The following is a 26,667-nucleotide window of genomic DNA, read 5'->3' on the forward strand; positions in this document are numbered from 1 at the left end:
GATTCATTCTTTAAGAAATAAAAACCTGAGAATTGTTAGTACTTTTAGCTAAGAAACTCCCAGCACCAACGATAGTTTTTTCAGCGACTGTAATATCGCCTATCACAACGGCATTACAATATATGACAACATCATTCTCAATAATTGGATAACCGTCTATATCCATAGATTTACGACCAATAGTAACATTTTGATATATAACAACTCGTTCGCCAAGTGTTACACCAGCACCTATTACAATACCTATTGGGTGAGGAAACTTTATATTTTTAGATAGGTTCGCTTGACAAGAAATTGCACATCCATAGTTAGACATTATCCAACCTTCAATAAAAAATGCGCACCTTTTAAAGCCTCTGATAAATAAGTTATTAGACATTTTTTGCCAAAATAAAATTTTTTCAGATTGAAATATAAAAGGGAAAATAATTTTTATAAAGTTTTTCATCATTTTTCAACCTGTCGAGCAGGATTCCCTACAACGGTTGTACCTTCGACGACATCTTTTAAAACAACTGAACTTGCCCCAATTCTAGCCCCATCACCAACAATTACATTTCCTAAAATGCACGCTCCGGCACCAATATAAACCCCCTTACCTATTTTTGGAGTACCGTGTTGCTCTCTTCCCCCGATCGTGACATTTTGATAAATAACGGTATTTTCACCTACTTGTAAATTATCATGGAGCACAATACCTAGACCGCCATGTTTCAACTCTACACCACATCCCAAGTAACAACTTGCTGGTATTTCAGCCGAAAATAATAAGCGAAGAACTCTAGTCAAAACTCTTGCTATACCTTTATAATCTTTTCGATAAAAATAATTAGCCAACCTATACAGCCTAATTACGCTAGATTCTTTTTTCACTTCTACCTCTATTTACCCAAAGTACATCTATTAGAAGTTGCCCTAAAGATTTTTGATTTAACTTTGCTACTTTTATGGGCCATTTCCAGCCATTATATAGCAATAAAATAGCTATTTGATTCAATAAAATAACTGTTACTGAAATCTCGATACAAAAACTCTCTAGAAATATTAATATGGGAAGTAGCAGAGCATTTAAGATGTATGCTTTCACCATAGGATATTCATTGCCCAATATTATATAGTTCACACACAAAAGTTGAAAACTATATAAAGAAGTGTAAATTAAACCCAGAATAATATCCCAAGTATTTAACATAGTTGTTTGCGAGCCTAACAAATGTAATATGCTAGGCCCTAAAAACACTAAGCACACTCCACCTACTGACAAAAGATAAAACTGAATAGCTAATGCCTTACAAAAATATTCGTATAATTCGTGAGACTTATTTTGAGCTTTAAAATTGATTAGTTTAGGTAAGACGGTATTATAATAAACATGACCTAATACTGAAATGACACCAATAGCTTGCATTGTAAGGCCAAAGCTTGATGAGACCAAAAGGCCAGTATAAATCGTTACATAAAGAAGTGATATTTTATCAATTAAAAAATTCGAAACAGAAATAAGTCCTTGCTTTACCATTCCAACATATGAATTTTTAAACGACTCCTTGGAGTCTGCCATTGAAGACATCCCGAGCAAATCTTCAAAACCAATTATATTGGCAGCTAAGTGTTTTTTGAAATACAATACGCTACATAATCTAGCTACTAAAACCGAAACTAAATAAGCAAAACAAATAGCAAAGAGGCCTCCTCCTGCTAACAACCCTAAAACGCTAATTATTAACTGTAATAATTTTGAAAGTATATTAACTTTGTAATAACTTTCTACAGTTCCAGTGCCTTTTAACAGAGGAGTCCAATACATAAAATACATATGTATCGAAATAGCCAACAAATAAGTTATCCAAGAAGCACTTATTTTTGAAAATTCCGCCTCATCACCAATTACGTAATTCAAGTACCAAGAACCACCAATACCAAGCACCACGAAACCAAAGCTGGCTATTAGTGCATATATTCTACGACTAATTCTGATTATATTGGATAATAAAAATTTATTAACAAGACCGTTTGACACACCTGCCAAACCTTTAGATTTTAGAGTATCAGCACCGGCCCATGCATAGCCTACATTTCGAGTTATAGTGGTTGAAAAGCCAAAATCAAGGAGGAGAACCAAGCCAAAGAGCATCGTAAAGTTATACCAGACCCCAAGAACTTCACTAGGTAAATAATATAGTATAAATGGTAAGAGAATTAGATTTAGCCCCGAATGTAAAAGCTGGCTAATTACACCTAGAGTATAAACTTTATTTTTAAATTTTCGCACAATAAGACGTTAATATCCGACGGTTTCTAATACTTTACGCATTTCATTTCCCCAAGATAAATGCTCACTTGCAAAATTCCTAATCTGCTCTTGATTTAGATTTAGTTTTTCATAAAAGTCAACTACACTCTTAATATCGATTGGCGAATCGTCGAACGGAACCTTGAATATAAAAGTTGGTTCATGTTTTTCTATTGCGTCATCTTTTTCACTAAAAATGAATGGTAAACCTCTAGCGCAATATTCTCTATTTTTCAAAGAGTTTAATGAAAGAACCCCTTTTCTATGTACACCTAAACACCCTACTGCAAGATCAGAAGTAGCAAATACTTCTTCTAATTTTTCTCCTTCGAGATAACCATGAATATTTACATACTTTTCCAATCTATGCTTTTCTATAATACCTTGGATACCGAGAGAATCAGCAATAGGACCAACTAAATGGATATTAACTGTAATATTTGGGTTATTAGAAACATAAAGAGATAAGCCTTCGAGCAATCTATCTATACCATGAAATATATTGAAGTTAGCTACGGAAATTAAGTTTAATTGAGAATTGACTTTCTTTGGGGACTCCTGAAAATTAAACTGCTCTAAAGAGATTGCATTATTTATATTTAAATATTTGCTCCCTAAAGTTAAGGACGAACCAACGACAACAATTTTATCAACTCTGTTTTCCAAATGTTTAAAAAGCAACCTGTCGATTATATAAAACAAGTATTTTTTTTCTGATAGCAACTCTTTTTCCCATGGGTAAGTCGGATATTCATATATAATTTTTGTATTAGTAAAGGATTTCCGCAGGTTGCTCAATAAATTTAACAATGCAAATGTGATCGGGATAATTCGTCTTATATAAATTAGATCTGGAGCTATTTTTTTTATTCTATCAAAACAAATTCTAGTAAATTTACTAAAAAGCCTAAATTCATCAATTATGTTTTTTTTATCAAAAATTCGATTTTGATATGAAAATAGTGTTGTTTTTTCACCTGTTTTAAAATTGTATTGTACAACATCATTACCACTTACAGTTATCAAATAACATAAGTTGTCTCCAGTATTTAACGCCTCACATTGGCCATGGATTTTTTTTCTATAGCCACTTAATCTTTTTTCGTCAAGAAATGATATGTATACTGATTTCGTCATTGCTATTTCACAACCTCTGTTCTTTTAAAGCCTAATATCAACTTCATCTTTCGGCAAAACGTACTTAAGATCATAAATAACATGATTTGATTTAACCCAATTTAATAATTCTTTTCTGGTCAAGGATTTAAATTGATCATGGGCTACAGCTAGAATAACTGCATCATACTTTTCTTTTGGTTTTGATTTTAATATATCGATAGCATAATCAGATTTTGCTTCCTCTACAGAACACCACGGATCAAAGATATCGACATTCATATTATAGCTTTTAGCTTCCTCTACTATGTCTATTACTTTAGTATTTCTAATATCCGGACAATTTTCTTTAAATGTAAAACCTAGAATTAAAACCTTAGCATCTATAACATGTATCTTTTTATTAATTAATGATTTTACTAATTGTGATACGACAAAAGTTCCCATCCCATCATTAATTCTACGTCCAGATAAAATTATATCAGGTATATATCCGACTGATTGAGATTTATGAGTTAAATAATAAGGATCAACGCCTATGCAATGGCCTCCGACCAATCCTGGTCTAAATGGTAAGAAATTCCATTTAGTGCCCGCAGCCTCTAATACTTCCAAAGTATCTATTTTCAATGTATTAAATATAATTGCTAGCTCATTTATAAGGGCAATATTCAAATCTCTTTGGGTATTCTCTATTACTTTTGACGCCTCTGCTACTTTAATACTAGGTGCTTTATGCGTGCCCGCTTTAATAATACTCAGGTATAAAGAATCAACAAAATTAGCTACTTCTTCTGTAGAACCTGATGTCACTTTCATTATGTTAGTAACACGATGTTCTTTGTCACCAGGATTGATGCGTTCAGGAGAATAACCAGCAAAAAAATCTTTATTAAAAACTAGTCCTGATATTTTTTCGATGACAGGAATACAATCTTCTTCAGTTGCGCCAGGATATACGGTGGATTCGTATACAACGATATCTCCTGTACTAACTACCTGTCCCAACATCTCACTTGCTTTTACTAAAGGAGTAAGATCTGGTTTTTTATGCTTATCTATAGGTGTAGGCACAGTAACTATATATACATTACACTCTTTTAGGTCATCAACATTTGCCGAGTATGAAATAAACTTAGATTCGGCTAACTCGTCTTCGCTGCATTCAAGTGTTGAATCCTTACCAGAATTTAATTCGGCAATTCGTTCTTCATTAATATCAAAGCCTAGTGTTGGCATTTTTTTACCGAACTCTACTGCTAATGGCAAGCCCACATAGCCTTGACCAATAACTGCAATTTTTACATTATCTAATGACATACTCATAAGATGTTCCTATTTCTTATCTGCAATTTTGGATCATTCGTGCAAATCCAATGTTCAATTTTGTTAAATTTATCTAAGTCGAACATGAAAGAATTCATGTCGATTGGTCAGTGTTTTTAAGCGTGTTTCACACTTTTTTGTTCGGTTTAGTCAGTTTATTTTATTCCTTCAGAGTCACATTGTGACTGAAGGAGGTCCCACATCTCGCTAGTGCTCGTGATGGGATGACGGTGCTCTTTTATTAGTTTAGCTTTTTATCCCAGCAGGTTACTCTATTGGGATAGATTCCCGTATTCACGGGAATGACGAACATTTGTAATGACGCCCCTAGTAAGAATACTACTTACTTGTATTCGTACCCGTAGTTGTAATAACCATAATCACTGTTGCGTTTTTCAACGGCGTTGAATATCAAGCCTTTGATTTCTACGCCGTTTAAATCGAAACGGTTTGCGCCAGTAATGATTTCTTTTAATGGGCTCATGTCGTACCTGGCTAGCATTAATGTGGTGCCAGCTTGGTTACCGATAATTGCCGCATCGGTTACCGCAAGAATTGGCGGCGTATCGATAACCACTAAATCGTAGTCTTTTGAGGCTTGCTCAATAAATTTAGTAAAGTTCTCGCTCATTAATAGCTCACTTGGGTTTGGCGGTATTTGACCACGGGTAACCAGGTGTAAATTCTCCACTGCCGTTTCTTTAATCACTTCACTGTAATTGATATCGCCAATGAGTAGATCGGATAAACCATTTTCGAATTTTTGATTAAATATTTTTTGGATATAGCCTTTGCGCATATCGCCATCAATCACGAGTACCTTTTGACCTGATTGTGCAATAACGGCGGCAAGGTTTGATGAAACAAATGATTTACCTACTTCCGGGCTTGCGCCCGAGATCATCACTACATTGTTTTTCGCTTCTAGCATGGCAAAGTGTAATGAGGTTCGAAGGCTTCGAATGGCTTCGACTGCCATATCGCTTGGATTAACAAGGGCCAGCAAATCATTGGCTTGTTTTCGTCGTCTATTACTGCTAACTTTATCTTTAAGTTTATTTACTTGGGTACGTCTAACGTGCTCTTCCGATAAAGGAATAGTCGCATACACAGTTAAACCAACGTCTTCAAATTCTTGAGGGTTGGTTACGCCGCGATGAAATGCCGCTTTTAGTATGACAAATGCCACCGCTAAGAAACCACCAAGCATAGTGATAATAACGACAATCAGTGCTTTTTTAGGTTTGATTGGGAAACGTCCTACTTCGGCTCTATCAACAATATTGATATTGCCAACGGTAGAGGCTTTCACTACATTAAGCTCTTGTACCTTGTTAAGAAGCGCTAAATAGATTTGTTGGTTTACTTCAACATCACGCGCCATGCGAAGTATCTCTTGTTGGGCTTTTGGTAATGTTTTAATAGAATCGTTTAAACGTTGTTTTTGCGCTTCTAAATCACTTTTTTTGGCAAGCAAACTGACATAACGAGGATGCTCTTTCGTATATTTTTGCGCAATATCAACTTCGATAAACGACAATTCATGAATTTTGGTATCAAGCTCTACTAATTGATCTAATACCGATTCAGTTTCTAAGGTTAGATCAACAGAATCATTTTCTAAGCGATATTGATTAAGCGCTTCTTCCGCCGACATTTGTTGTTGATCAACTTTAGGCAGCTCTTGATTTAAAAACTCAATCGACTTTTCGACTTCTTGGCTCATGCGTTGCACGTTTTGAAGTAAGAAACCGTCAGCAATGGTGTCGAGCACTTTTTTAATCTTAGCTCTGTCTTCGCCTTCTAAGGCAAGAGTTAACACGCCAGTATCTTTGCCTTGCCCTTGTTCTTGCACAGAGCGTTTAAGCTCGGCGACAACATCTTCGCGGTACCTGCGGCCAACGATAAAGGCGGTGCCTTGTTCAGCTTTTAACTCGCTAATTAACAGTTCAATATCACCAGAAGAGTCTTTCGCGACTTCACCGACTTTGCCGCTTAGGATTGTTTGTTCATTACGCTCTAGCGTGTAGCTATTCTTACCTTGATAGATAAGATTAAACATTACGCCACGATATTTGTCGCTAATGCGCATTTTGCTCACACGAATACTTTCGCCGCCCCATGCATAATCATCTGATAAAAATATTGAATACCACGGACTATTAAATTCATTGCCGAAATGACGACGAGCAGCCATTTTACCTAACTTGCCAAAATACTTCGGTTTTGCCACCCAATCTAAATTCAGCTCCTCAACTGCATATCCCATTACTTTGCGAGATTTTAATAAAACAAGTTCTGTTTCGGCATCGTTATTACCAGCGCCAAATACTTCTTCAAAGTCTCCAAGCCCAGGCACTGCAGAAGATTTTTTCTCAATTTGAATTAACGCATCAGCTTTGTATATTGGTGTTTGCAATAAGGCAAAGATAATACCGGCAACAGCAAATACGCTAGTTATCGTTGCGATTAAAAACTTACTTTCCAGTAATAGATTAAAATATCGTGCGAAATCGATATCATCAGCGTTATCAACGTCGTTATTGTTTTTTTGAAATTTTGATGCTTTTAACTGTTCTGTCATAGTTTTAAATTCTAATATTCTTTGTTATTTCCCGAATTAACTCAGGATGGCGCTAACGCGCGAGTTTGTCTGCCCATAATTGGCAGTTATGTTCTATTTGTATAAATGATTGTTGAAATGCATCGATACTCTTTTTGTAAGGATCGGGGATTTCTTCATCATTGTTCCATTTGCCTAACAGCATAATTTTGCCGCTGGCCGATGGGTATTTGTTCATTAACGATTGTTGATGCTTTTTTTCCATCACCAAAATTAAATCGGCATCGATGATCATTTGATTGTCGATTTGTCTTGCTTGATGATCAGCGTCGTTATAGCTGTGTTGTTTTAATATCTGCGCCGCATTATGTTCGATTTCATGGTTTACCATGGCACCTAAGCCAGCACTGCTAATATTTTTATTCGGCAATTTGGCTTTCAATATGCGTTCTGCGCTTGGGCTGCGGCAGATGTTTCCAATGCATACGGTTAAGATATTATTAAACATGTGTGTTTATAAATCGTTTTCTAAATCGTTTAAGTCATCTAAGCCACGCACAGTTGGTAATAGTAGCGAGATAACTTTGTTCCAACGAGCAATTGGCGCACTGGTAACGTACACTAAATCCATAGGTTGTAATCGAAACTGTGTTGCCAATATAAGAGCTGCAGCGTTAGATGCATCTAACTGGTAAACATCTGCAATTTTTTCCGGATCTTGGCTTGCACGTAAAATAAATATACCGCTAGCATCTGCGGTCATTTCATTGAAACCGCCGACGTTACCTAAAGCTTCTGCTAGTGTTAAACCACTGCGATGGATTGGCAGTGTTGATGCACGTTTTACTTCACCCATAACAAATACTTTGGTGGCATCGTTGCGCGGTACGTGAATAATGTCATTGTGTCTAAGTAAACGGTTTTGGCTCATATCGCCTTTTTGATATAGGGCATATAAATCTAAACGTTCATCTTTTGAGTCGCGGGTTAAAATAACACTGCGCCAATCCGCATCTTCTTTAATACCACCAGCGCCATTAATCGCATCTAACAAAGTTACTGGAATATTGCCAATTGGTACCACGGTTGGTTGCATTACCGCACCAGTAACGTAAGTGCGCTTTGCGCGATAAGCAGCAACTTTTACATCAATTTGTGGGTCTTCTAAATAACGTTTTAATTTTGCAGTAATGGCGTTACGTATGGTTGCAACGCTTTGGCCTGAAACATGTAACTGACCAATGAATGGGAAAAAGATATTACCATTGGCATCAACTAAGTTACCCATTTGTTCTGGATCGCGAAATTGACCCGCAGGAATTGTTAATTCAGGATGATCGTAAACAATGATATTTAACACATCACCAACATCAACAGTATAAGCATAATTTGCTAATTGCTTTTCTAATGTTGGGTTTTGACTTGCAGTAGGCTCTGTTTCTTTAATGCTGTTTAACACTTTTGGTGTGATTAAAATGGTATTTACTTCGGCTGTGATATCAAACTGCGAGTCTTCACAGTTGCCATCCGTTTGCTCACCATTAGTTTCTTCATTTTGTTGTTCACATAATTCTTGTTGCTCGCTCGCACTCACCCCTTCAATGTGACCACCAGGGATGGTACAGGCGGTTAGGCTTATTAGACTCGTTGCGAAAATAAGAGATGTGATTAATTTTAGGTTTATATTAGTTTTCATTTTTATGTCCGAGGTACGAGGCTCGATGGTTAATAAGTCGTACCATTTCGACTTTTTGTTATCGTTATTTAGTAAGTTAGCATACTCTAGTTTTAATTTTTAGGTACGCTTCCGCCCATTGCTTTGGCTGCAAAAGGCATTGTTTTTCTAGTTGCTTGAGGTAATTAGTCTCAGCTTATTTTCTTCAGTTTCCCACCGTCGTGAGAATGACGAGGTCGAGTCCGTTGTTTTCTTCTTTAGATTCCCACCGTTGTGGGAATGACGAGGTGAAGATCATATTTTCTTATTACGTCGTCAGAGGATGAATCCTCTCTTACGTTAATTTTCCTCAAAATGGTTTATTTATTGAGGAGGTCCTGAAACAAGTTCAGGATGTCACTAAAGTGCCACTTTTTCTATTGCTTGGTTTTCTATTTTAATTTCGTTTTGCTGACCAAGCATTTTGATTAATAAAATACTGCGCTCTAAGCCATCTTTGTTTTGGTATATACCATCTAAGCCTTTAAACGGACCAGTTGTTATTTCTACCTTTTCACCTTGCGTATAATTTTCTAATTCGGCAACAGTTTTATCTGTATCTTCGCGCTCGATATCCGCTTTGATTTTATTGATCAAAAAACTGTCTATTATTGCCGGTGCAATACCAAACTTTACAAAACTGCCAACCCCTCTGGTTGAACGAATTGCATTAAAGTTTGCGGTGTCTTTGTCTAAATAAATGAACAAGTAATTAGGGAACAGCGGTTCAAGAGATACAGTTTTAACTTGATTGCGTTTTTTGAGCTTAGAGATTTTAGGCAGAAAGCAGTCATAACCTTGTTGACAAAGGTTATCAAAAGCACGTTGTTCTTCACGAGGTTTACTCGTTAAGACATACCAATTATGTGTTTCTGCAAAGGACATTTTCGTTCCATGATTATTATAAAACCTAAGCGCAAATTAAATCTTTTAATCTTAGCTTAAGGGTGAGCATCTAATTGCTCTAAAGGCAATTTCATGCTTACATTTTAACCGCTTTTAATCTCCGTAGAAGCGGCTAAAACAAGCCAACGATTATATAGAACTTTATTGTCTAATTCTAGAAAATTTGTAGCTTTTTGTAATTAAATTACATAATACGTTAGATGCTAAGGGGTGAACCAATGTACTAATTGTTGGATAAATTTGGGGTGAATTAAATAGCCAATTGAAGAGTGTGGATTAGATCGTTGATTTCTAACGGTTAAATTATAAACCGGTGTGATGTCTTTAATGTTTTCAATAAGATTTAAGTGAAGCATTTCTTGGTAATCGTTTTTCAGTTGTGAATCATGGCTTATATAATCATCTTCAGCGGCGATATTTACCCAGTGTTTTATGTTGTTTGGGTATTTGTATTTTCCGCTGTTGGCGCTGCCCTTTAGGTGTTGTTTTACATTTTCATCACTTAACGGTGAGCCTAAGGTTATTAAGGTATCAATCTTTTTGTGTTTAATACCGCTGTTGCGGTATTCACTGTAATGGCTTAGCTTCCATAAATTATCATAAGCAATAATGCTTCCTAGGCTATGGGCAACAAGCATGATGTTTTTATCTTGGCTTAATCGTTTGGTTAATACCTTGGTTAAACGATAACGTACGTCAGAGCCAAAGTAGCTATCGTTATACCAATAATGCTTCATATCCGGCGCTACCGCGCCAATTAAGTTATCGCCTGCGCCAAGGGCCGCAAGAATACCTGAAAACGTATCGGCAAGGGCTTCTTTAAAATGATTGGTTTTATTGATTTTGTTATAGGTAGTTTTATTAAACTGTTTGGGGCTGTAGTTTTTTAGCTGGTTAAGTGCGTCTTGCCTAGATTCGATGTCATCGGGGATGGTAAGCGAGTCGTCATGCTGTTTTAAGAACTGATTAGATAAATCACCGTAGTAAACAAAATCAATGGTAAGTTGGTTGAAGATATCAAGCGTTTCCTGACCATGATCACGTTTTATGCCATGGCGAATGGCATCAAGCCATAACGCTTTTAAGTCCTGTTCTTCGGGTTTAGTTGCCCTGCCGTGAATTAAGATCAGAGTTTTGTTCATGATGTTTTATTGTTTTTTTAGACTAATTTTAATTTTGGTTTTAGTTTTGGTCCCTTTGAATAAAAGTAGATTAGAAACAAGGTATTGTAAATTTATTGGATTTTGGAGAAATACTGGTGTCAGAGCAGACTTTAGTGAAACAAGAATAAAGTTTATGGTTATAGGCTAAAAGTCAGATCTGACACCTCTATTTCCTGAATAAGATAAAAGGCAGATCTGACCCTACTATTTCTTTTTATTTAAATGCTCGGCGAATAAAATCGCTTAAATATTTCGCTTTAAACATCATTCTAAGGTGACGTTTAGCGTGTTTTAGTCTCCCAGATGAAGCAGGAAAATAACCTTCTTTGCCATAAATTACGTATATGTTTTCCCGTTTATAACCTTTTAACACGGAGAATAGATGGCCAAATTTCTTTCCTGAGCGCTGACGTTTTACAAATAAATCAATACAGCGTTTTACGTGTTGTTTCGCTTGTTTATTAATACGTATATTCAAGGGTGTTTTTTGATTAAACAAATATTCAATCGTATATAAACTGCTAAAAAGTGGATCGCTTTTATTACAGCGATTAAAGTGTTTTTCAATATCTTGCCAGTTCAATAGTGTATTTTGGTTTTCATGAAAACTTATAATTTGCTGTAAGTTTAATTGCTGGCGCCAATCGATAAATTGTTCATCGAAAGCTCGGTGAGACAATTCACTATGGGCGATAGATAGTACAACTTGATGTTCTGGACTGAGTTGTAAAATCGTCAAAGGGTCTTTGTCATTTGATTTTGATGATTTCGATGTATTCTGATTTTCTGGAGTTAATGTTAATGGAGCTAACGATAATGGAATCGCCTGTTGCCAAACCTCTTTAGTAGACAACACATCACTATGTGCCTTAGATAAAGCCCAACGATGCAATTCAACGCAACAATGTCCTTTGCCTTGTCGAAACAATGCAGGTGCATGGTGATGATTTACCGCATGGATATCCATATCATCTTGATTCGGTGCATAACCCTGCTGTTGTAAAACCTCATTGGCTTTATCTTGCAGCTCTTCTGGTACGAGTAAATCAACATCGGTCATAAAGCGATTACTTATCGGGCTAAATACACCATTAAATAAGCTTGCGCCGCCCTTAAGCATGATCACCGGGATATTGGCACTTGATAGGTGCGTACAGGCAAATAGCGCTTCTTCCATAATGCCTTGGTTACGCTCAAAGAACATTTGCTCGAGTTCCGTTAAATAGGTAATCAACTCTTCATCAAGTTGTGCCCAAATACTAGAGTGTTCCAAACTGTTTTTTAGTGCGCCAATAAGGTAATGCTGATTGGCTAACATAATAAGCGGTAAACGCTTATCTTCATCTAATAAAGTAGCCAATTGTTCGGCGTTGTGTTGCTCTGGGTGAGTAAGCCACATGCCAAGGTCGATGAAGGTTTGTCGTGTTACCTTGTTCATTTGCACTTTGTTTTTAGTGCTTTCATTGTTGTCGGTTGTTTGGCTCATATTTTTACTTCTATTTATTTAAAGCGCTGGCTATTTTGATTCGCCGCTTTTTTATTCGTGGCTATTTATAATCTTATCGATAAGCGAATGCGATTGTTCACTATTGGCATAAACAAGTTTTTCAGTATGAATGTGTTCGCAAAACCGGATCAGTTGTTCGGCTTTATCGGCAGTTAGTTCAATTCCGAGCTGATAACCGCCATGAGTTATTAGCTCTAACGTTGCCATTACCGATAACGGTTCACTTGAACCATTTGCCATTGCATCAAAACGCGGGCACAACATTAAGGTTTTAGTGTCAGTTTGTACTTGCTCTGCTTTTGTTATTTTAGCGATCTGTTGTGGCCAAATATATTTTAAAATTCGCCCGTCAACGCGATGCCATTCGGTTTGCTCGGTCAATTGAGGGTAAAGCATAGCAATATGTGCCCAACTGCCCTGCTTAATTGCCATCGGCAGCGCTAAGGGCAATAACTTAAAGTTATCGTCAAACGCGATGATCTCATCAGAATATAGGGCATAGCCTTTTGTCGATAACTCACTGGCTAATGTTGATTTTCCGGCGCCTGAAACCCCAGGTAACAATATGGTAGTTGCGAGTTTCGGGTTGTGCTCGTTACGCTCTTGTGTGGGCTGGTTATTCACTAGCGCCGCGCCATGAAAACCAAAACAATAATCCGATTGTTGATACGCTAATATTTGTAAGCGATCTATTAATATTGGGACTAATTGTAATTGCGTTAAGCCTTCTTCTACGGTTAATCCGTTTGATATCAGCGCGTAACCCTCATCAAAAACCATAATGTGCAATACAAAGTCTATTTCAGGATTTGCAAGGTTTGGGCTATTGGCGCCCTTGTTTTTTGAGCTGGTGTCTGAGCTAGTATCATTTGAGCTAACTTCTTGTGAGCTTAGAATGATAGGTTGTAGTAATTTAGTTAATTCGTTGTGTAAAAAGTCACAATCACTGGTGATGCAAAACAGTGAATTAGTCACTTGAACGACAAAACCCGTTTGCGGATTTTTTTGTTTATTATGTGGTTTTAATTCTGGGTATTTACCATCGGCATAGGTTTTTTGTTGTTGGTCACTTTGCTCAGTAAATAACAGTTTAATTTGTTTAGCTGCAGCGCTTATTTGATCACTTGGTAAGCCACTAACGTCTTGTACTTGCTTTATCGCAAGCTCAAACGTTAAACCTTCATCAAAGGCAAATAACAAGGCAATAGATAATGGCGAAAGCTTTAACAGCGATTTGGTTTGATTAGAAAAGACAATGCCATTGTCTTCTTCAAGCCACACGCTTAATTGCTGGTTATTTAATTGAATACGTTGATACGGCATAAAGGGCGTTTGAGTTCGCTTGTATTAAATGATTATTGTATGTGCTTAGGTGTATGCTTAATGCTTGCTTTAGATTAACAAAGGCCTTTTGCTAATACTAGGTTTATAAGTTCAATTGTGTGGATACTCACTGTTTGTCATCGTGACAATTGCTTTGTGCATTGCAGGACTATACATTTGAATAGCTTGTGTTGTTTTTATTTGTTGCTGTTTATTTTCGTTGCTGTTTATTTTCATAGCAAACTACCCACAATCTAATTGCTATCAGACAATAGCACCTTGTTTGCTGCAACATTAATTTCGCTCGACAATAAACTGGCTTTGTTGTTAATTACCGCTTGTACCTTGAACGAAAGACGTTGGTTATTATCCAACTGATATCGAAAAACATTGGTATTAGCGATAACAAAATCACTTTCCAATGTTGCTTCGCCACTTTCACCAATATACACACGGTATTCTGTTACGCCACTAATGCGCTGCCAACTCAGCAGCACACTTTGCTCATTTTGATACATCGAAAACCCAAATGGTGTGGCCACCGATTGATCAATGCTAAGCTCTTGCTCTTGATCTTTGTCTTGCTCTTGCTCTCGGTCTAGCTCTTGCTCAGAAACAGGCGTTTCAACAATTGTATCGTCGTCGGTATTGTCAGCTTTGTCATCGCTTGGTTGTTCAGGCGTAACCGTTTCTGATGCGCTATCTATTGCTGGGTTATCGCTGTTTTTACTGTTATTACTTGCGCTGCCGCCGCAGCCGTATATCAGTAGCATTACAAACAATGTGATCACTGCTCGATTAACGTTTTTTATGCGCTGAAGCGGGTTAAAGTTTGTATTCATTGTCTTCTCATTAGCGTTTTGTATTTGTGCGTTTTGTATTTTTTGCCTATAGATCGCGTCTTAGTCGTTTTCTAGCACTGTAACCGTTAAACGTCGACCGTCTTGTTGGTAATAAGCGCTTTCTTCTAAATTCAAAAAGTTCAAATTGCCGGACAATATCGTCGATACGCCCGTGTCCATATTGTGTTTAATATTGTGGTCTTGAATGGCCAAAAATCGTATCACCAAGGCATCGTTAACTACTGTTTTAGTTCCTTGCGGTAGTATAAAGTTATAGCTAAAACGGGTGTACGAAGCTTTTTCGCCACGAAAGCTATAACCGGATAAACCATAGCCTTGTGCTTGATTATTGGTGAGAACCTCACCGCTAATAAAATCCGATTGATCGGTATTAACAAAAGCTCCGTCAATAACGCCATTATCGCTGTCATCTACATACTGCGGATTACGGTGGCTGTATACAGAAGTGCCACAATTACTGTCGGCTTCATCGTAAATGTTATCTTCGTCGCTATCTTTAACGCAGTTGAATATATAACTGCTTAGCGCGATATCGTCGTAGGCCATTGCAATGACATTCATAGTGTAAGGCGTTTGTTCTAATAACGGGCCATCAGTTACTAAGCTTGGGTTTTGCGTATCGCTTACATCAATGATTTCTACATAAGCAATAATTGGGCTTAAACGGCGCTGCGCTTCATCGGTTGCTGGCTCAAAATTAAAATTGCTGGCAAACACTTTAATTGTTTCACCTTCGACTACGTCATTTATGCTAAGCACGCTGCTATGGTTGCCTGGTCCGGCGCTTTGATAATTTACCAAAATGGCGCACATATCATTAGCTTGCCAAGTGTTGATACAATCGCTGACATTAAAACTTATACTATCGCCAATAAGTGCCGTTGTTTGAAAGTCATCTAGAGAAAGCGTTGTCGGCGCATCAAAGGTCAGCACCAATTGCTGGCTTTGCATGGCAGAGTCTTTTATGTCGGCGCGAAAAATAAAGTTACTACTCGACATTGATACCTGAGCAAACGCGGTGTTTATCGTTGCAATCGATACAACAATTGAAAAACCGTATATTAATGTTGATAGAAATAGATGTTTTTTCATTTTATAAACCATTTACCTTTGAGCTAGCTATTACTGAGCAAGGACAATTTTGCGGCCAAGATTATCAACGCCTGTGAACCCTAAACCACCGGGTATAACCAAGGATATCCACTGCTTATTGGTGTTATTATCCATTTGGTTTTTATAAAACAAGCGCAGCACCAACACGTTTTGTTGATAATCATCCGGCATAGTGAAATACACTTGATAATCGAATTGATTTGCTTGCTCTTCTCGAAAACTTATACTGCCGCTATTGACCGCAGTTTGCTCGGCGACGTCGCTTAGTAGTTTTGCGGTTAAGCTTTGAGCACAACTATCATCAACGATATCGCAATCAAATAGCGCCATCGCTGTTTTATAACCATCTAAGTGGTAGCCTTGCACGCTAAAGCTTAATAAATAGCTGTTACCAGCAAGAAACTCTGTAGCGCTAGTATTGGAAAGTACGTCAGTAACAGTTAAGTCACTAACAGTAGGCGGTACTCGATGTTGTGCTTCTTGGCGTTTAGACATGCCTTGCGTTACAAAGGTGACAAATTTCGGGTGTTCGACCGAATCGGTATCCACTGAAATAACGCCTTGGGCTGGCGAGGTATTAGTTGCTGTTACGATAAAATCACAGTGTGTGTTTGGTAATAACGTTGGCAAGCTTATACAGTCGCTACTCGATTCACTGATTAAGCCATTGCTTAGCTCAAAACCGTCACTGTTAAATTCCATTAACGCGATAGTTTCACTGGTGCTATTCATTAAACGAATGCTTTGCGAATTACCCAAAGCATTATTGGAATCATGGGTTAGCAAGATTGCGGTTGGGCTGGCGTATATTTGCTCGGCAACATAATTAGACTGTAATTGGTTTTGACTATTGTTGTCGATTGCATAATCACTGTTTTGGCGCTGCACATTGGTTACCGTTACCGACAACGATAAATTATTGGCAAAATATGGCGTACTCACCAATGCTTCACCTTGATTATTGGTGGTTACGGTAACACTTTGACGATAACTACCAATAAAATTAATGGTCACTTGGGCGTTATTAATTGGCAATCCATATTCATCAACAATCAACACTTTTGCATCTACCCGCATATGACCGTAGTCATCGCTTACTTGCTGTAACTCAAAGTTACTAACCCAATGTTGTTGTTTTTGCCCGTAGGTGAGTGTTAGATACGGTTTATTAATGGCTTCAACGCTATCTATTCGACCAACAGAATTGCCCTGCTCATTTAACACAAATGAGTATTCGCTAGGGCTAATTAACAGGTTGGTAAATTCATCGGTTACGTCGGCAATAAACCAACTGTTAGCGGCAGCAACTGTAGTGGCGATTGTGTCTGATAAGCTCGGCGAGTTATTCCAGGTTAATTCATCATCTTGCCAGTTGGTTGCACTGGTATGCACATTCACCGGTGCCACTAAGTCGGCGCTGTAAAAGCTCAATTGAGCTTGCGTAATAGACTCCATCACTTTATTTGAAACATCTGAAAAGTCGTATTTAAAAAATGCCGCGCGAGCAAAGTTAGAGCCACCTATTTGGCGTAATTGCAATGATGCCACGGTTGCATAAGTTTTATCTGGGTTATTTTGACTGATATAGGTATCGGAAATTGGCGTCAATATCAGCGAATTACTGACTTGCTCAATGCTTTGCTCTAATACGTTTACGTTTACTGTAAACACTGTCGAGTGATCACCGTTTGATGCTACAATATCAATACTGTTTGTACCAGCATTCGTTTGCCTTGGCATGCCTGTCACTGTGCCATTTGCATATACACTAAGCCATGCTGGACCAGATACTTTGCTAAATACTAAGCTGTCATTGTCGGTGTTGTTGACAAAACTGCGGACACTTTCGCTAAACAGCTCAAACATTGGCGCGGTAAAGTCGCTAATCGCTTGTGTTGACAAAGGTGTCTGCGAAGCGGTTATTGTTAACGTTGCACCTTGCTCACCTATGCCAGCTTCTTTTGAATGAAAAACTGGCCTATTGTCCATCGCAGATTTAATGGCAAAGGTGATAAACGTACGTTCATGGCCTTGTGCTGTTTGCGTTGCTTGCTTGGCTTGATTTACGTGATTGGTAACATCCAAAATTAAATTACCGCCGCTCGATACCGTAACGTCATCAATTTTGTTTTCAATCAGTAATTCAGGTTTGGTGTTCCAAGTCAGGTTCATTTCATCCCAATTACTGGCGGTTGCATACACTTCAACCGTTTGATTAACGTTATCGGATGCAATTGACAACTCTGCCAGATCAACCGTGCCATTAACCTTAGATAAGTCGAATTTAAAATATGGGATATATTGATCAGATACTTCGCCGCTAATAAACACTCTTTCATCATCGCCCAAGCCTTTGCTTGTTGGTGCTGTTTCTTTAGCATGGTGGTCATCAATAACGTTTAACGTAATGTTGGTGACTTTGTCGGCAATAGGGTCAGTTTGTTGATCAATACCCAGTGCCGTTACGCTGTATGGCGGTAACACGATTAGGTCCGGTAATTCTTGGTAAAGGCCGCCGTTTAACGCACCGGTAGAATAGACGAAGGTTTGCGGCGCAGCATGATATTGGCGCATTAGGTTAGTTTTAGGATCAAAGCCAGCTCGGCTGAGCACAACTTGGCTGCTTGATGTATTGACTAACACATAACGAGAACCATCATTTTGAATGCCTTGCCAACCATAGACTGCATCATAGGTTTGCTCAAGCGCAGTATAAGTTTGGCTATCGCTAATGGTTATCGGTACGATTTGCTGACTATTATTTAAGGTTTGGGCAAACGCTTGCATAATAATGCCCGACGCCGACAGGCCAAACCTAGGTGCTGTTAAATCGCCCTGCCCGTGCGTTATAGAAAGACGATCAAATGGGTTGGCAAAAGCAAAACTTGCGGCTTTAGCACCGGTAATTAAGTTATGCATTAGTATCATATCGACTCGACCATCGAGCAAATAACTTTGAATTTGATTGGCATTAAACAATGCATGCGCCCAAGTATTTCTTGTTGGCCCTACGGTATCTTTGTAGTTAAACTCAGTGATCCAGATACGCTCATCAAGGGGTAAATTGTTTTCCGTTACGTAGGTTTGCCATTCAACAAATGGCTGGCTAAGCATAACTTCAACATTGCTTTGCTGATTAAACTCAGTCCACTTTAATTGTTGCTCTTCGTCTGTACCAAAGTAACTTTCACCTGAAGCAGCAAGCTCTGGTGTTAGACCACTGCGCGGGTAACTGTGTACAACTGCGATGTCTAATAAAGGACACGCAGCGCGAGCTTCGCTGTCCCAAGTAAGTTGTCGACTGCCAGATTTCATTGTCGATGGAAACGCTATTTTAACGTTTGGATATTGTTGTTTTATGGCGCTAACAAAGGTACAGGCATGTTGACCAAACTCAGTACCATTAGCAAACGCAGAGGTATATTCCGCATCGTTTAAGTAAAACTCGTTGCCAAGCTCAATATAATTAATAGGCAAACTACTTGCATTGGCGATTGCTAAAGCGTCTAGCGTTTGTTGTAAGGTTTGGGTAAGTAAGTTTAGTACGTAAACTGGGGCAAACTGGTGGTTGGTATAGCCCACTTCAAAGTTTTCAAGCGTATAATCACCGTTATCAAATACTTGCACGCCGTCGACCCAGCTAAACTTGGCGCCCACAGTCCAATCAAAATAATTAGCAATGGTGCCTCCAGGGTAGCGCATAATATTGGCACCCGATTTACCAAATACTTCATTTACACCATCAACTAGCCAAGGCTGATCAGACAAGTGCTGCATCATATTTCCGTTATAGCCAAATAAGTTTTCACTTACATTGCGCGCTTCACCAAATTCGGCAACTTGAATAGGCTGAGCGACCGAAGGCACGGTCATAGACGCTAAACCTTTGCTATTTTGGCGTAAGGTATTTTGTAGCTCGATATGCAAACTGCTGTTTTGGTTGGCATCGAATATATTTTCACTTTCACCATTAATGACTTGCTCGTCGGGAAGATAATATAGTTCAGTGTACTCTAAAGTTTTATTATTAATATCCCACCATTCGGTATAACGATATTCGTCGGTGCGCAACGAATAACCCATGTTGCCATTGCGTTGAATTTGAGAAATAGCTCCTGTTCGAACGTGTTCGGCGTGCTGAGTAATCACCGCTAATTGTGACTGTCCGTCTATATCGGTTGGTTGCTCTAAGTTAGCCAGAGATAAAATTGTTGGATAAATATCGGTAAGTTCAAATAAAGCATCGGTCACTAACGGCTCTTCGCCTGGAACTTTAATGATCATTGGCACATGGTTGGCATTTTCGAGTAAAGAATGTTTACCCCATTGACCTTGTTCGCCTAGATGAAAACCATGATCGCCCCACAATACCACTATAGTGTTTTCAGCTAAATTATTGGCCGTTAACGCACTCAGTAATTTTCCTACTTGTGCATCGATATAACTCACTGATGCGTAATAACCGTGAATTAATTCACGTTGTTGGCTTTCGGTTATGTTTGCCGGATCGTATAGCGTATCAACTTCATCTGCTCGATAATTATTCGAAAGTTCATTACCGCCCGAGTTTTCATAATTACTGTTATAACTAGCATTGGCATTGATTGGGAGTTGCTTATAAAACGCCAAATCGAGCGATTCGCGATCGTATAGATCGTAATATGTTTTAGGGGCGTAAAACGGTAAGTGCGGTTTTTTAAAACCGACCGCTAAAAAGAACGGTTGATTAGTATCGGCCAAATCATTAATTGCGGTAACGCCAAGAGTGGCGATTTTACCGTCAACAAATAAGCTTTCATCTTGATCAATCGATTTAAACGCTACGTTATTGTTGGCAGATTTGCTGTCTACCGTATTTGATGTAGACGCATCTTGATAGGCAATAGACCACGACACCGCATCATGATCACTATCTACGTTACGAGAATCAAAAATTTTGCCGATTGCTTGAGTTTGATAACCGTGTTGTTTTAAGCGTTGCGGTAAGGTAACCACATTCGGCACAAAGTCTCGCATAGTATCGTTTAAGCTCGTTAAGCCTGAGGTTTCAGGGCGCAATCCAGTAAGCAAACTTACACGAGACTGGCCACAAACCGGCCACTGACTATAGGCACGATTAAACTGCACACCTTGTGAGGCTAACGCGTCTAAATTTGGTGCCGAAATTTCGCTATAGCCGTAACTTGGCAACGACGCTTTAAGATCGTCTATCGCAATAAATAATATATTCGGGCGTTGCTCGGTATTTGCTGTTACCTGGGCATGAAAGCTCGACAAAAGCGTCAATAAAACGAGTGTGGCGAGGCGAGTAAAAGTCATCATATTATTGTTCAACCGTTGGCTAGCAACTGTAGATTCGGAGTTTATATTGGAGGTTGCAGTTATGTTTTAAGGAACCATGCAACTATATGTACGAGCATAAGCATGTGCTATTTAAAACGTTCAACTTATTAACAAAAAACAAAAGGGAGGTATAGACCTCCCTTTAAGCTGATTTCTCTAAATAGTACTTGGACTTGCACCATCTGAGTTCATTGCATGCGATGTCTTAGGTGTCATTAACGCCGTTACCGCAACAGGTGTAACAACCGCTAATTTACCGTACTTTTTAATGAAGTTTCTGCGAGAATCTAGTTTTTGCTCTTCTTGCTCTGTTTGTTCATTATGTGCGTTTTTTTCTGTTAAATTTTTCATTGGTTGATCCTTAGTCAGAAACTTTTACTTTGCTAAGATCAGCGCTTAGGGCATAACTTAACGGGCTTAATACAGCGCCGTTGTCGTATACGGCTTGAATCTTATAATTGTGAACACTTTCATTTAAATCTTTGTGAGTGTAACGAGTGCCTTGAGTTGTAAACATTTGGCTCGATGAATCCACACTATTAGTGTCACTGTAATAAATGTTGTAAGCAGTTGCGCCTCTAACAGAGCGCCACTTTAATTGAACATCATTATTATGTGTCGACATTTTGACTTTGGTTACTGTAGGCATCTCTAGATTTACTACACCTAAGAGTTCAACGTTATCTATTTCAGTTTCGGCTTCGACTTCATTAGAGCTTTCATCGCTTAACTCTAAATTATTTACTGGCTTTAATGAGGCCGTAGGTGTTTGTTCAAGTTCGTTTAATTCTTGTGTATCACCGCCACAACCAGCCAAAATCGCCGCGCAAATTATATTTGTAATAATTAGTTTATTCATAAGTATCCCCTATTCGCCTTTCTCGCCTTTCGCTGTTAAACGACGACCGTCCGACTCATAATAACCATCATTACCTAAGCCCATAAAATTCAAGTTGCCAGATAATACCGTGCTTACATTACGAGTTATTGCTACGGCACTGTCAGCTTTAGTTCGATGAAAAAATCTAAAAGCTAAATCGTGAGTACCAGAAACAAAGCTACCATCGACTATCGCAAATTCACCTACAAATTGTTGATGTGTTGCTTGGTTTCCTGAATAAGAGTATTCACTGTCACCAGTGACGCCTGCACCAGTCAGCGCTGAGGTATTGTCGATTTTTTCGCTATCAAATTCACTCGTTGCACAATTATTATCAGATTCGTTTTCTAAACCACAATCATAAACTACAAGCTTACCTAATATTTCTTCATAGGCGAGCACTGTCCATCGAAGATTATATGTTCCTGGCACTAAACTACCTGTTAAAGGTGTCGTGAAACCTGTATCAGAACTTGCAAATACTTCTGCTTTTTCAACAACAGGTGATAAACGTCTTTTTGCTTCATTTGCAGTTGATTGATTAAAATAGTTTGAAACAAACACCATGTGTTTAACCGAATTACTGTCTTCTATTTCTATGCCAAAACCTTGTGGATCGAAGTCCACTTGGTCGTAAGTAATGGTAATTTGGCAATCTTCTTGGTCGTTAAGACTTGTACAGTCATTTGTTACTTGGAAATTAGATACATTATCGTCACGTACAAGATTTACTTTACTGGTCAAATCCATAACCGCACCAGACACATTTGTAACATCAATTACTTTTACTACTTGCGCGATCTCGTCAGAACTCTGCATTTTTACGTAAACATTGTTGTCAGTTAATTCAATACTTGCCAATGCTGTAGAAGAAAAGCAAAGTAATGCCATAGCTGTTTTTTTAATTGTCATTAATTTCATTTTTTCGTTCCTTAATATTGCACAACAAGCTTGCGGCCAAGACCATCAGCAAAAACCATACCTTGCCCACCGGTTGCAATCGCAGAAACATATTTAGAGTTACTTTCGCTATCAACTTCTGCGCGATAATAAACCCTCGCGACTAATGTATTATTAAAAGTCGGCATGCTATCTATGTCTGCTTTAACAGAGTATCCATTTGAATCAACTGTAACATTAGCCGGCGATTTGTATGAGCCAATACCTGTTACATTACCTACATCAGCCAAGTAATAACTGCCTATATTGCTACCATATCCAGCGGCACAATTTTCATCGGATGTATCAGCACAATCAAATAAAGCGACAATGGCTTGATAACCTTCGTGGTAACCATCTAAAGTAAACGTTATATCATAAGGTTCACCTGCTGTTGGGGCTCCAGAAATCGGTGTTGTGGTATCGTTATCTACAACCTGAAAATCTAATAGGATTGGCGCAACACGGCGTTTAGCTTGATCGCTTGCAGCTTCATCAGCTGAATCTTGGATAAACACAGGGTAATATTTAATCTCATTTTCTGCATTAGGATAACGATATTTAAGTCGATAAATATCTCTTACAACATCACCTGCTGTTTGCTGGTTAACTTGTTGAATAAGGATAAAATTACATGAATCACCTTGTGCTAACATTAAGCCGGTAGAACAGCTATTTAGCGACTTGTTGTATACCTCGTATAAAAAGTTAGCATCTTCGGGTTTATTACTATCTTGTCCACGATATTCAACAACATCAGTACCTTCATTTGTCACCGTAACTAAAGCAGAACGAGCTTGACTACCGCCAGCATGATTAAGCAATAGGTGACTTGGCGTAACGGCGATACCTCTGGTCTTGTAGTTACTGATTTCAATACTAGGTGCATTAGTTGCTAAGTCACCTGCGACATTTGTTGAAAAAACATCGATAACCTTAGTGCCACTATTAGTTAGCGCAAAATAATAATTCCCTGGACCAGTAATTAGAGAGGTAATATCAAGGTTGTAAATTGTACCTTGGAAATTATTAGCTGCTTTAGTTTGTTGTTTTATCGCAATAGTTAATTCTTCAGCACCGACAACTAAATTATGAGGATCGGCAAACGCTGTTCCATAGGTTATAGATGAACTATCAAAACCGTTTGCAGTTGTAAATGAACGAAGAGAAAGTGTGCCATCTTCGGCTGCTTGTCGAATTGCAAAAGACAAAGTAACTGTTGTATCACTTGATTTTGTAAAGTCATCAGCAAGCGTAAACTCAAACAAACCGTATTTTTCTGTGCTCAGCCCGTATTTTAACGTCGACATATATTTAGCGCCGTTACTATTAACAGTTTCTGCTGAGGCACTAATAAATGTATCTTTTGTTAAAGCTTGATTTTTGTCCATACTCATGATGTTGGTTGCATGAGCGTTAAACATAAATATTGGGATTATACTGAGTAGAAAAAACTTTAAACCGCGTGCAGAACGGCCTATTTTTCGAGCGTCTTTATCTCTGTTGGATTTCATTTATAAAATACCCTAAAACAATTAATTTGATTTAAAGTCCATTTCATTTAGTTGAGTTGTTTATTATGAAATTGGCGCTCAACCTTGTTTATCAATTCCTTTAAAAATAAACACAGTGTCAAAATGTAACAGAAATGATAACGATGTCAACTACAAATTATTTTTCATTAGAATCAAGCGACTAGGTAAAAATATTTAAATGCCCAAGTTACAGGTTGGTTATTTTTACTTTTAATATCAATAACTTGAGAGGTAACAGCAAAGAATGCAGAATAACAACAATAATGACAAGGAAGGACAAAAAGTCGAATAATTATGATGTTAAAAATAATTTTTAGACAAAAAAGCCCTACGAGTAGAGCTTTAATTAATAAGGGGATTGATAAGTATATTAACTATTTTCGACGAACAATATGGGCTGGACAACCGACAACAGTTACTTCTTTAGGAACGTCATTTAAGATCACAGCGCCAGCACCTGCAATAACGGTATGGCCTACGCTAATTTGATGAATAAGTGTTGAACCAATACCAATCCAACTGTACTCCCCTACTTTCACTTCGGCTGCAATGTTTACGCCTGGCGAAATATGAACGTAAGGTGCAATCGTACAACCGTGATCGATATTGGCGCCTGTGTTGATAATACAGCCATCGCCAATGACTGTACCGTAGTTAATACAAGCATTACCGACAATCATTACACCATCTGCAATCTCTGCGTAATTACTAATTGTCGCGTCTTTAGAAATTAATGTGGTGATATTAAAGCCAAGTTGCTTAAACTCTTTGAGTTTAATTTTTCGAATTTTGTTGTGACTGGTGGCTATGAATATTGCATTGTAGTTATGTCCGTGTTGCTTTAAGTCATCTTCAGTGCCCTTTACCGGCCATTTTCCACACTTGCTAACAGTTGGGTATTTGTCATCAAAAAAGTAAACGTCATAGCCGTTTTGTTCCGCAATATCAGCAGCAACGATGCCGTGATCGTCAGTGCCTAAAATGGCAATAGTATTTGGGTTGGTAAGCACAAGAACTCCAGTGTTAGTCGATTTGTTAGTTGTTAAGTTAGTGGTTAACTAATTATTCAGTTTAACTAGATATTTATATTGGCGCGTTGCGAATTAATTGGCAAGGATTTATTTGCTCAACAAGAAAATAGTAGGGTCAGATCAAGTTTAAAGTCTCGAGCTCGATTTACTGAACTTGTTTCAGTATCTGTTTAAATTCAATGTATTTCTCTAAGAGACCCTGAGACAAGCTCAGGGAATCGACATATTAGAGATTCAAAGAGTCAGGAATCAAAGTAGTGTTTGACACCACTATTTTTGTTTGTAGTAATTCAGTTTATTTAGGTGTGGTTTTATTAGTTCTCGATGAGCGGGATTCGAGCTGTTACTTAATGCTTGGCCAAGTTGTTGCCATATATTTTTCACTTCAACCCGGTTTTTTCCGAAAGTGAAAGCATTGTCTAAATATTGGATCATTTCCGCATCAAATTCTTGCATGTGCCATTTAATTAATGCCAGTGATGCCCAAGTGACCGGCCATGTCGGTCTTAGCTCTGTTGATTCAAGGTATAAAGCTTTCGCTTGCAATAAAGTCGCGCTTTTATTGTTAGTTAAGTTTAAGCGCACGGCGATTTCAAAGGTTTGCGCTTTTGCTTCGATGTACTGTGGGTTGCGATGTAGATTTAGCGCATCGTCTATGTAGCCGATGGCTTGGTTATATACTTCGAGGTTTATTTGGCTGTTATTTTTTTGGCTAATGCTTTCTAGGCTAGCGCTTTCTTGACCAGTGCTTTCTACTGTTTGCTGTTCTGTATTCGCTTTTTGGCCTTGAAGATATGTTAGTTGATGCTCTGCTTGTTTAAAGTAGTAATTCGCCATGCCGTGTTTACCAGCGAATGTTGCGCCGGTAATTAGTGCGATGATGATTATGGTTTTGAATAGGTTATCCATGCTTTATGCGCTTTGACATAGATTCCCACCTTCGTGGGAATGACGAATTGATGCGTGAAAGTGACCAATATAATCAAAGAAGTGACGAGCAGCACAAATAAGTAGGGTCAGATCACACTTTTCATTAAAGTGTGATCTGACCC

21 protein-coding genes are annotated in these 26,667 nt (G+C 38.2%); all 21 read right to left on the minus strand.

Going from position 1 to position 26,667, the window contains the following annotated elements; all coding sequences use genetic code 11:
* Positions 1–10 precede the first annotated feature (10 nt).
* The 21 genes from LT090_RS10960 to LT090_RS11060 all read right to left on the minus strand — a co-directional run bounded on the left by LT090_RS10960 (position 11) and on the right by LT090_RS11060 (position 26,524).
* Entirely contained in the window at positions 11–451 is a 441-nt protein-coding gene (locus tag LT090_RS10960) for an LbetaH domain-containing protein (RefSeq protein WP_082897181.1), read from the minus strand.
* Positions 448–873: a serine O-acetyltransferase gene (locus LT090_RS10965; RefSeq protein WP_068546652.1), complete on the minus strand. Its 426-nt coding sequence runs from the start codon at positions 871–873 to the stop codon at positions 448–450. Before LT090_RS10965 ends, LT090_RS10960 begins: the two co-directional genes overlap by 4 nt.
* A complete protein-coding gene (wzx, locus tag LT090_RS10970; protein ID WP_068546651.1) occupies positions 857–2,272 on the minus strand; it encodes an O-unit flippase-like protein in 1,416 nt (471 codons plus the stop codon). The genes LT090_RS10965 and wzx overlap by 17 nt, the downstream gene beginning before the upstream one ends.
* Positions 2,273–2,281: 9 nt before the next feature.
* Positions 2,282–3,430, minus strand: coding sequence for a glycosyltransferase family protein (locus LT090_RS10975; protein ID WP_068546650.1), 1,149 nt, complete (start codon positions 3,428–3,430; stop codon positions 2,282–2,284).
* 24 nt (positions 3,431–3,454) lie between these two features.
* On the minus strand, positions 3,455–4,735 hold the full coding sequence (tviB, locus tag LT090_RS10980) for a Vi polysaccharide biosynthesis UDP-N-acetylglucosamine C-6 dehydrogenase TviB (RefSeq protein WP_068546649.1): 1,281 nt from the start codon (positions 4,733–4,735) through the stop codon (positions 3,455–3,457).
* Between the two features lie 343 nt (positions 4,736–5,078).
* Entirely contained in the window at positions 5,079–7,319 is a 2,241-nt protein-coding gene (locus tag LT090_RS10985) for a polysaccharide biosynthesis tyrosine autokinase (protein WP_068546648.1), read from the minus strand.
* 52 nt (positions 7,320–7,371) lie between these two features.
* Complete coding sequence (locus tag LT090_RS10990; RefSeq protein ID WP_068546647.1) at positions 7,372–7,806, minus strand: low molecular weight protein-tyrosine-phosphatase; 435 nt, start codon at positions 7,804–7,806, stop codon at positions 7,372–7,374.
* Between the two features lie 6 nt (positions 7,807–7,812).
* Positions 7,813–8,994 carry a polysaccharide export protein gene (locus LT090_RS10995; protein ID WP_068546646.1) on the minus strand — a complete coding sequence of 394 codons (1,182 nt, stop codon included), beginning with the start codon at positions 8,992–8,994 and terminating at the stop codon, positions 7,813–7,815.
* A 378-nt stretch (positions 8,995–9,372) separates the two neighbouring features.
* Positions 9,373–9,897, minus strand: coding sequence for a transcription/translation regulatory transformer protein RfaH (gene rfaH, locus LT090_RS11000; RefSeq protein WP_068546645.1), 525 nt, complete (start codon positions 9,895–9,897; stop codon positions 9,373–9,375).
* A 224-nt stretch (positions 9,898–10,121) separates the two neighbouring features.
* Positions 10,122–11,060 (minus strand): hypothetical protein, encoded by a 939-nt coding sequence (locus LT090_RS11005; RefSeq protein WP_068546644.1) that lies wholly within the window; start codon positions 11,058–11,060, stop codon positions 10,122–10,124.
* Between the two features lie 235 nt (positions 11,061–11,295).
* Positions 11,296–12,567, minus strand: coding sequence for a nucleotidyltransferase family protein (locus tag LT090_RS11010; RefSeq protein WP_068546643.1), 1,272 nt, complete (start codon positions 12,565–12,567; stop codon positions 11,296–11,298).
* 51 nt (positions 12,568–12,618) lie between these two features.
* Entirely contained in the window at positions 12,619–13,911 is a 1,293-nt protein-coding gene (locus LT090_RS11015) for a hypothetical protein (RefSeq protein ID WP_068546642.1), read from the minus strand.
* Between the two features lie 254 nt (positions 13,912–14,165).
* On the minus strand, positions 14,166–14,753 hold the full coding sequence (locus tag LT090_RS11020; RefSeq protein WP_068546641.1) for a hypothetical protein: 588 nt from the start codon (positions 14,751–14,753) through the stop codon (positions 14,166–14,168).
* A 60-nt stretch (positions 14,754–14,813) separates the two neighbouring features.
* Positions 14,814–15,866, minus strand: a complete 1,053-nt coding sequence (locus tag LT090_RS11025; protein WP_070795962.1) for a hypothetical protein — start codon at positions 15,864–15,866, stop codon at positions 14,814–14,816.
* A gap of 30 nt (positions 15,867–15,896) precedes the next feature.
* Entirely contained in the window at positions 15,897–21,209 is a 5,313-nt protein-coding gene (locus LT090_RS11030; RefSeq protein WP_068546639.1) for a sulfatase-like hydrolase/transferase, read from the minus strand.
* Between the two features lie 177 nt (positions 21,210–21,386).
* Complete coding sequence (locus tag LT090_RS11035; RefSeq protein WP_068546638.1) at positions 21,387–21,581, minus strand: hypothetical protein; 195 nt, start codon at positions 21,579–21,581, stop codon at positions 21,387–21,389.
* A 10-nt stretch (positions 21,582–21,591) separates the two neighbouring features.
* Positions 21,592–22,089, minus strand: coding sequence for a hypothetical protein (locus LT090_RS11040; protein ID WP_068546637.1), 498 nt, complete (start codon positions 22,087–22,089; stop codon positions 21,592–21,594).
* Between the two features lie 9 nt (positions 22,090–22,098).
* A complete protein-coding gene (locus LT090_RS11045) occupies positions 22,099–23,031 on the minus strand; it encodes a hypothetical protein (RefSeq protein WP_068546636.1) in 933 nt (310 codons plus the stop codon).
* Positions 23,032–23,042: 11 nt separating this feature from the next.
* Positions 23,043–24,563 (minus strand): hypothetical protein, encoded by a 1,521-nt coding sequence (locus tag LT090_RS11050; protein ID WP_068546635.1) that lies wholly within the window; start codon positions 24,561–24,563, stop codon positions 23,043–23,045.
* Between the two features lie 395 nt (positions 24,564–24,958).
* The gene (locus tag LT090_RS11055) at positions 24,959–25,594 is read right to left on the minus strand and encodes a NeuD/PglB/VioB family sugar acetyltransferase (RefSeq protein WP_068546634.1); all 636 of its coding nucleotides are present in this window, start codon (positions 25,592–25,594) and stop codon (positions 24,959–24,961) included.
* A 291-nt stretch (positions 25,595–25,885) separates the two neighbouring features.
* Positions 25,886–26,524, minus strand: coding sequence for a hypothetical protein (locus LT090_RS11060; RefSeq protein WP_068546633.1), 639 nt, complete (start codon positions 26,522–26,524; stop codon positions 25,886–25,888).
* Positions 26,525–26,667 lie beyond the last annotated feature (143 nt).

The organism is Thalassotalea crassostreae (genome assembly GCF_001831495.1).
GTDB lineage: Bacteria > Pseudomonadota > Gammaproteobacteria > Enterobacterales > Alteromonadaceae > Thalassotalea_A > Thalassotalea_A crassostreae.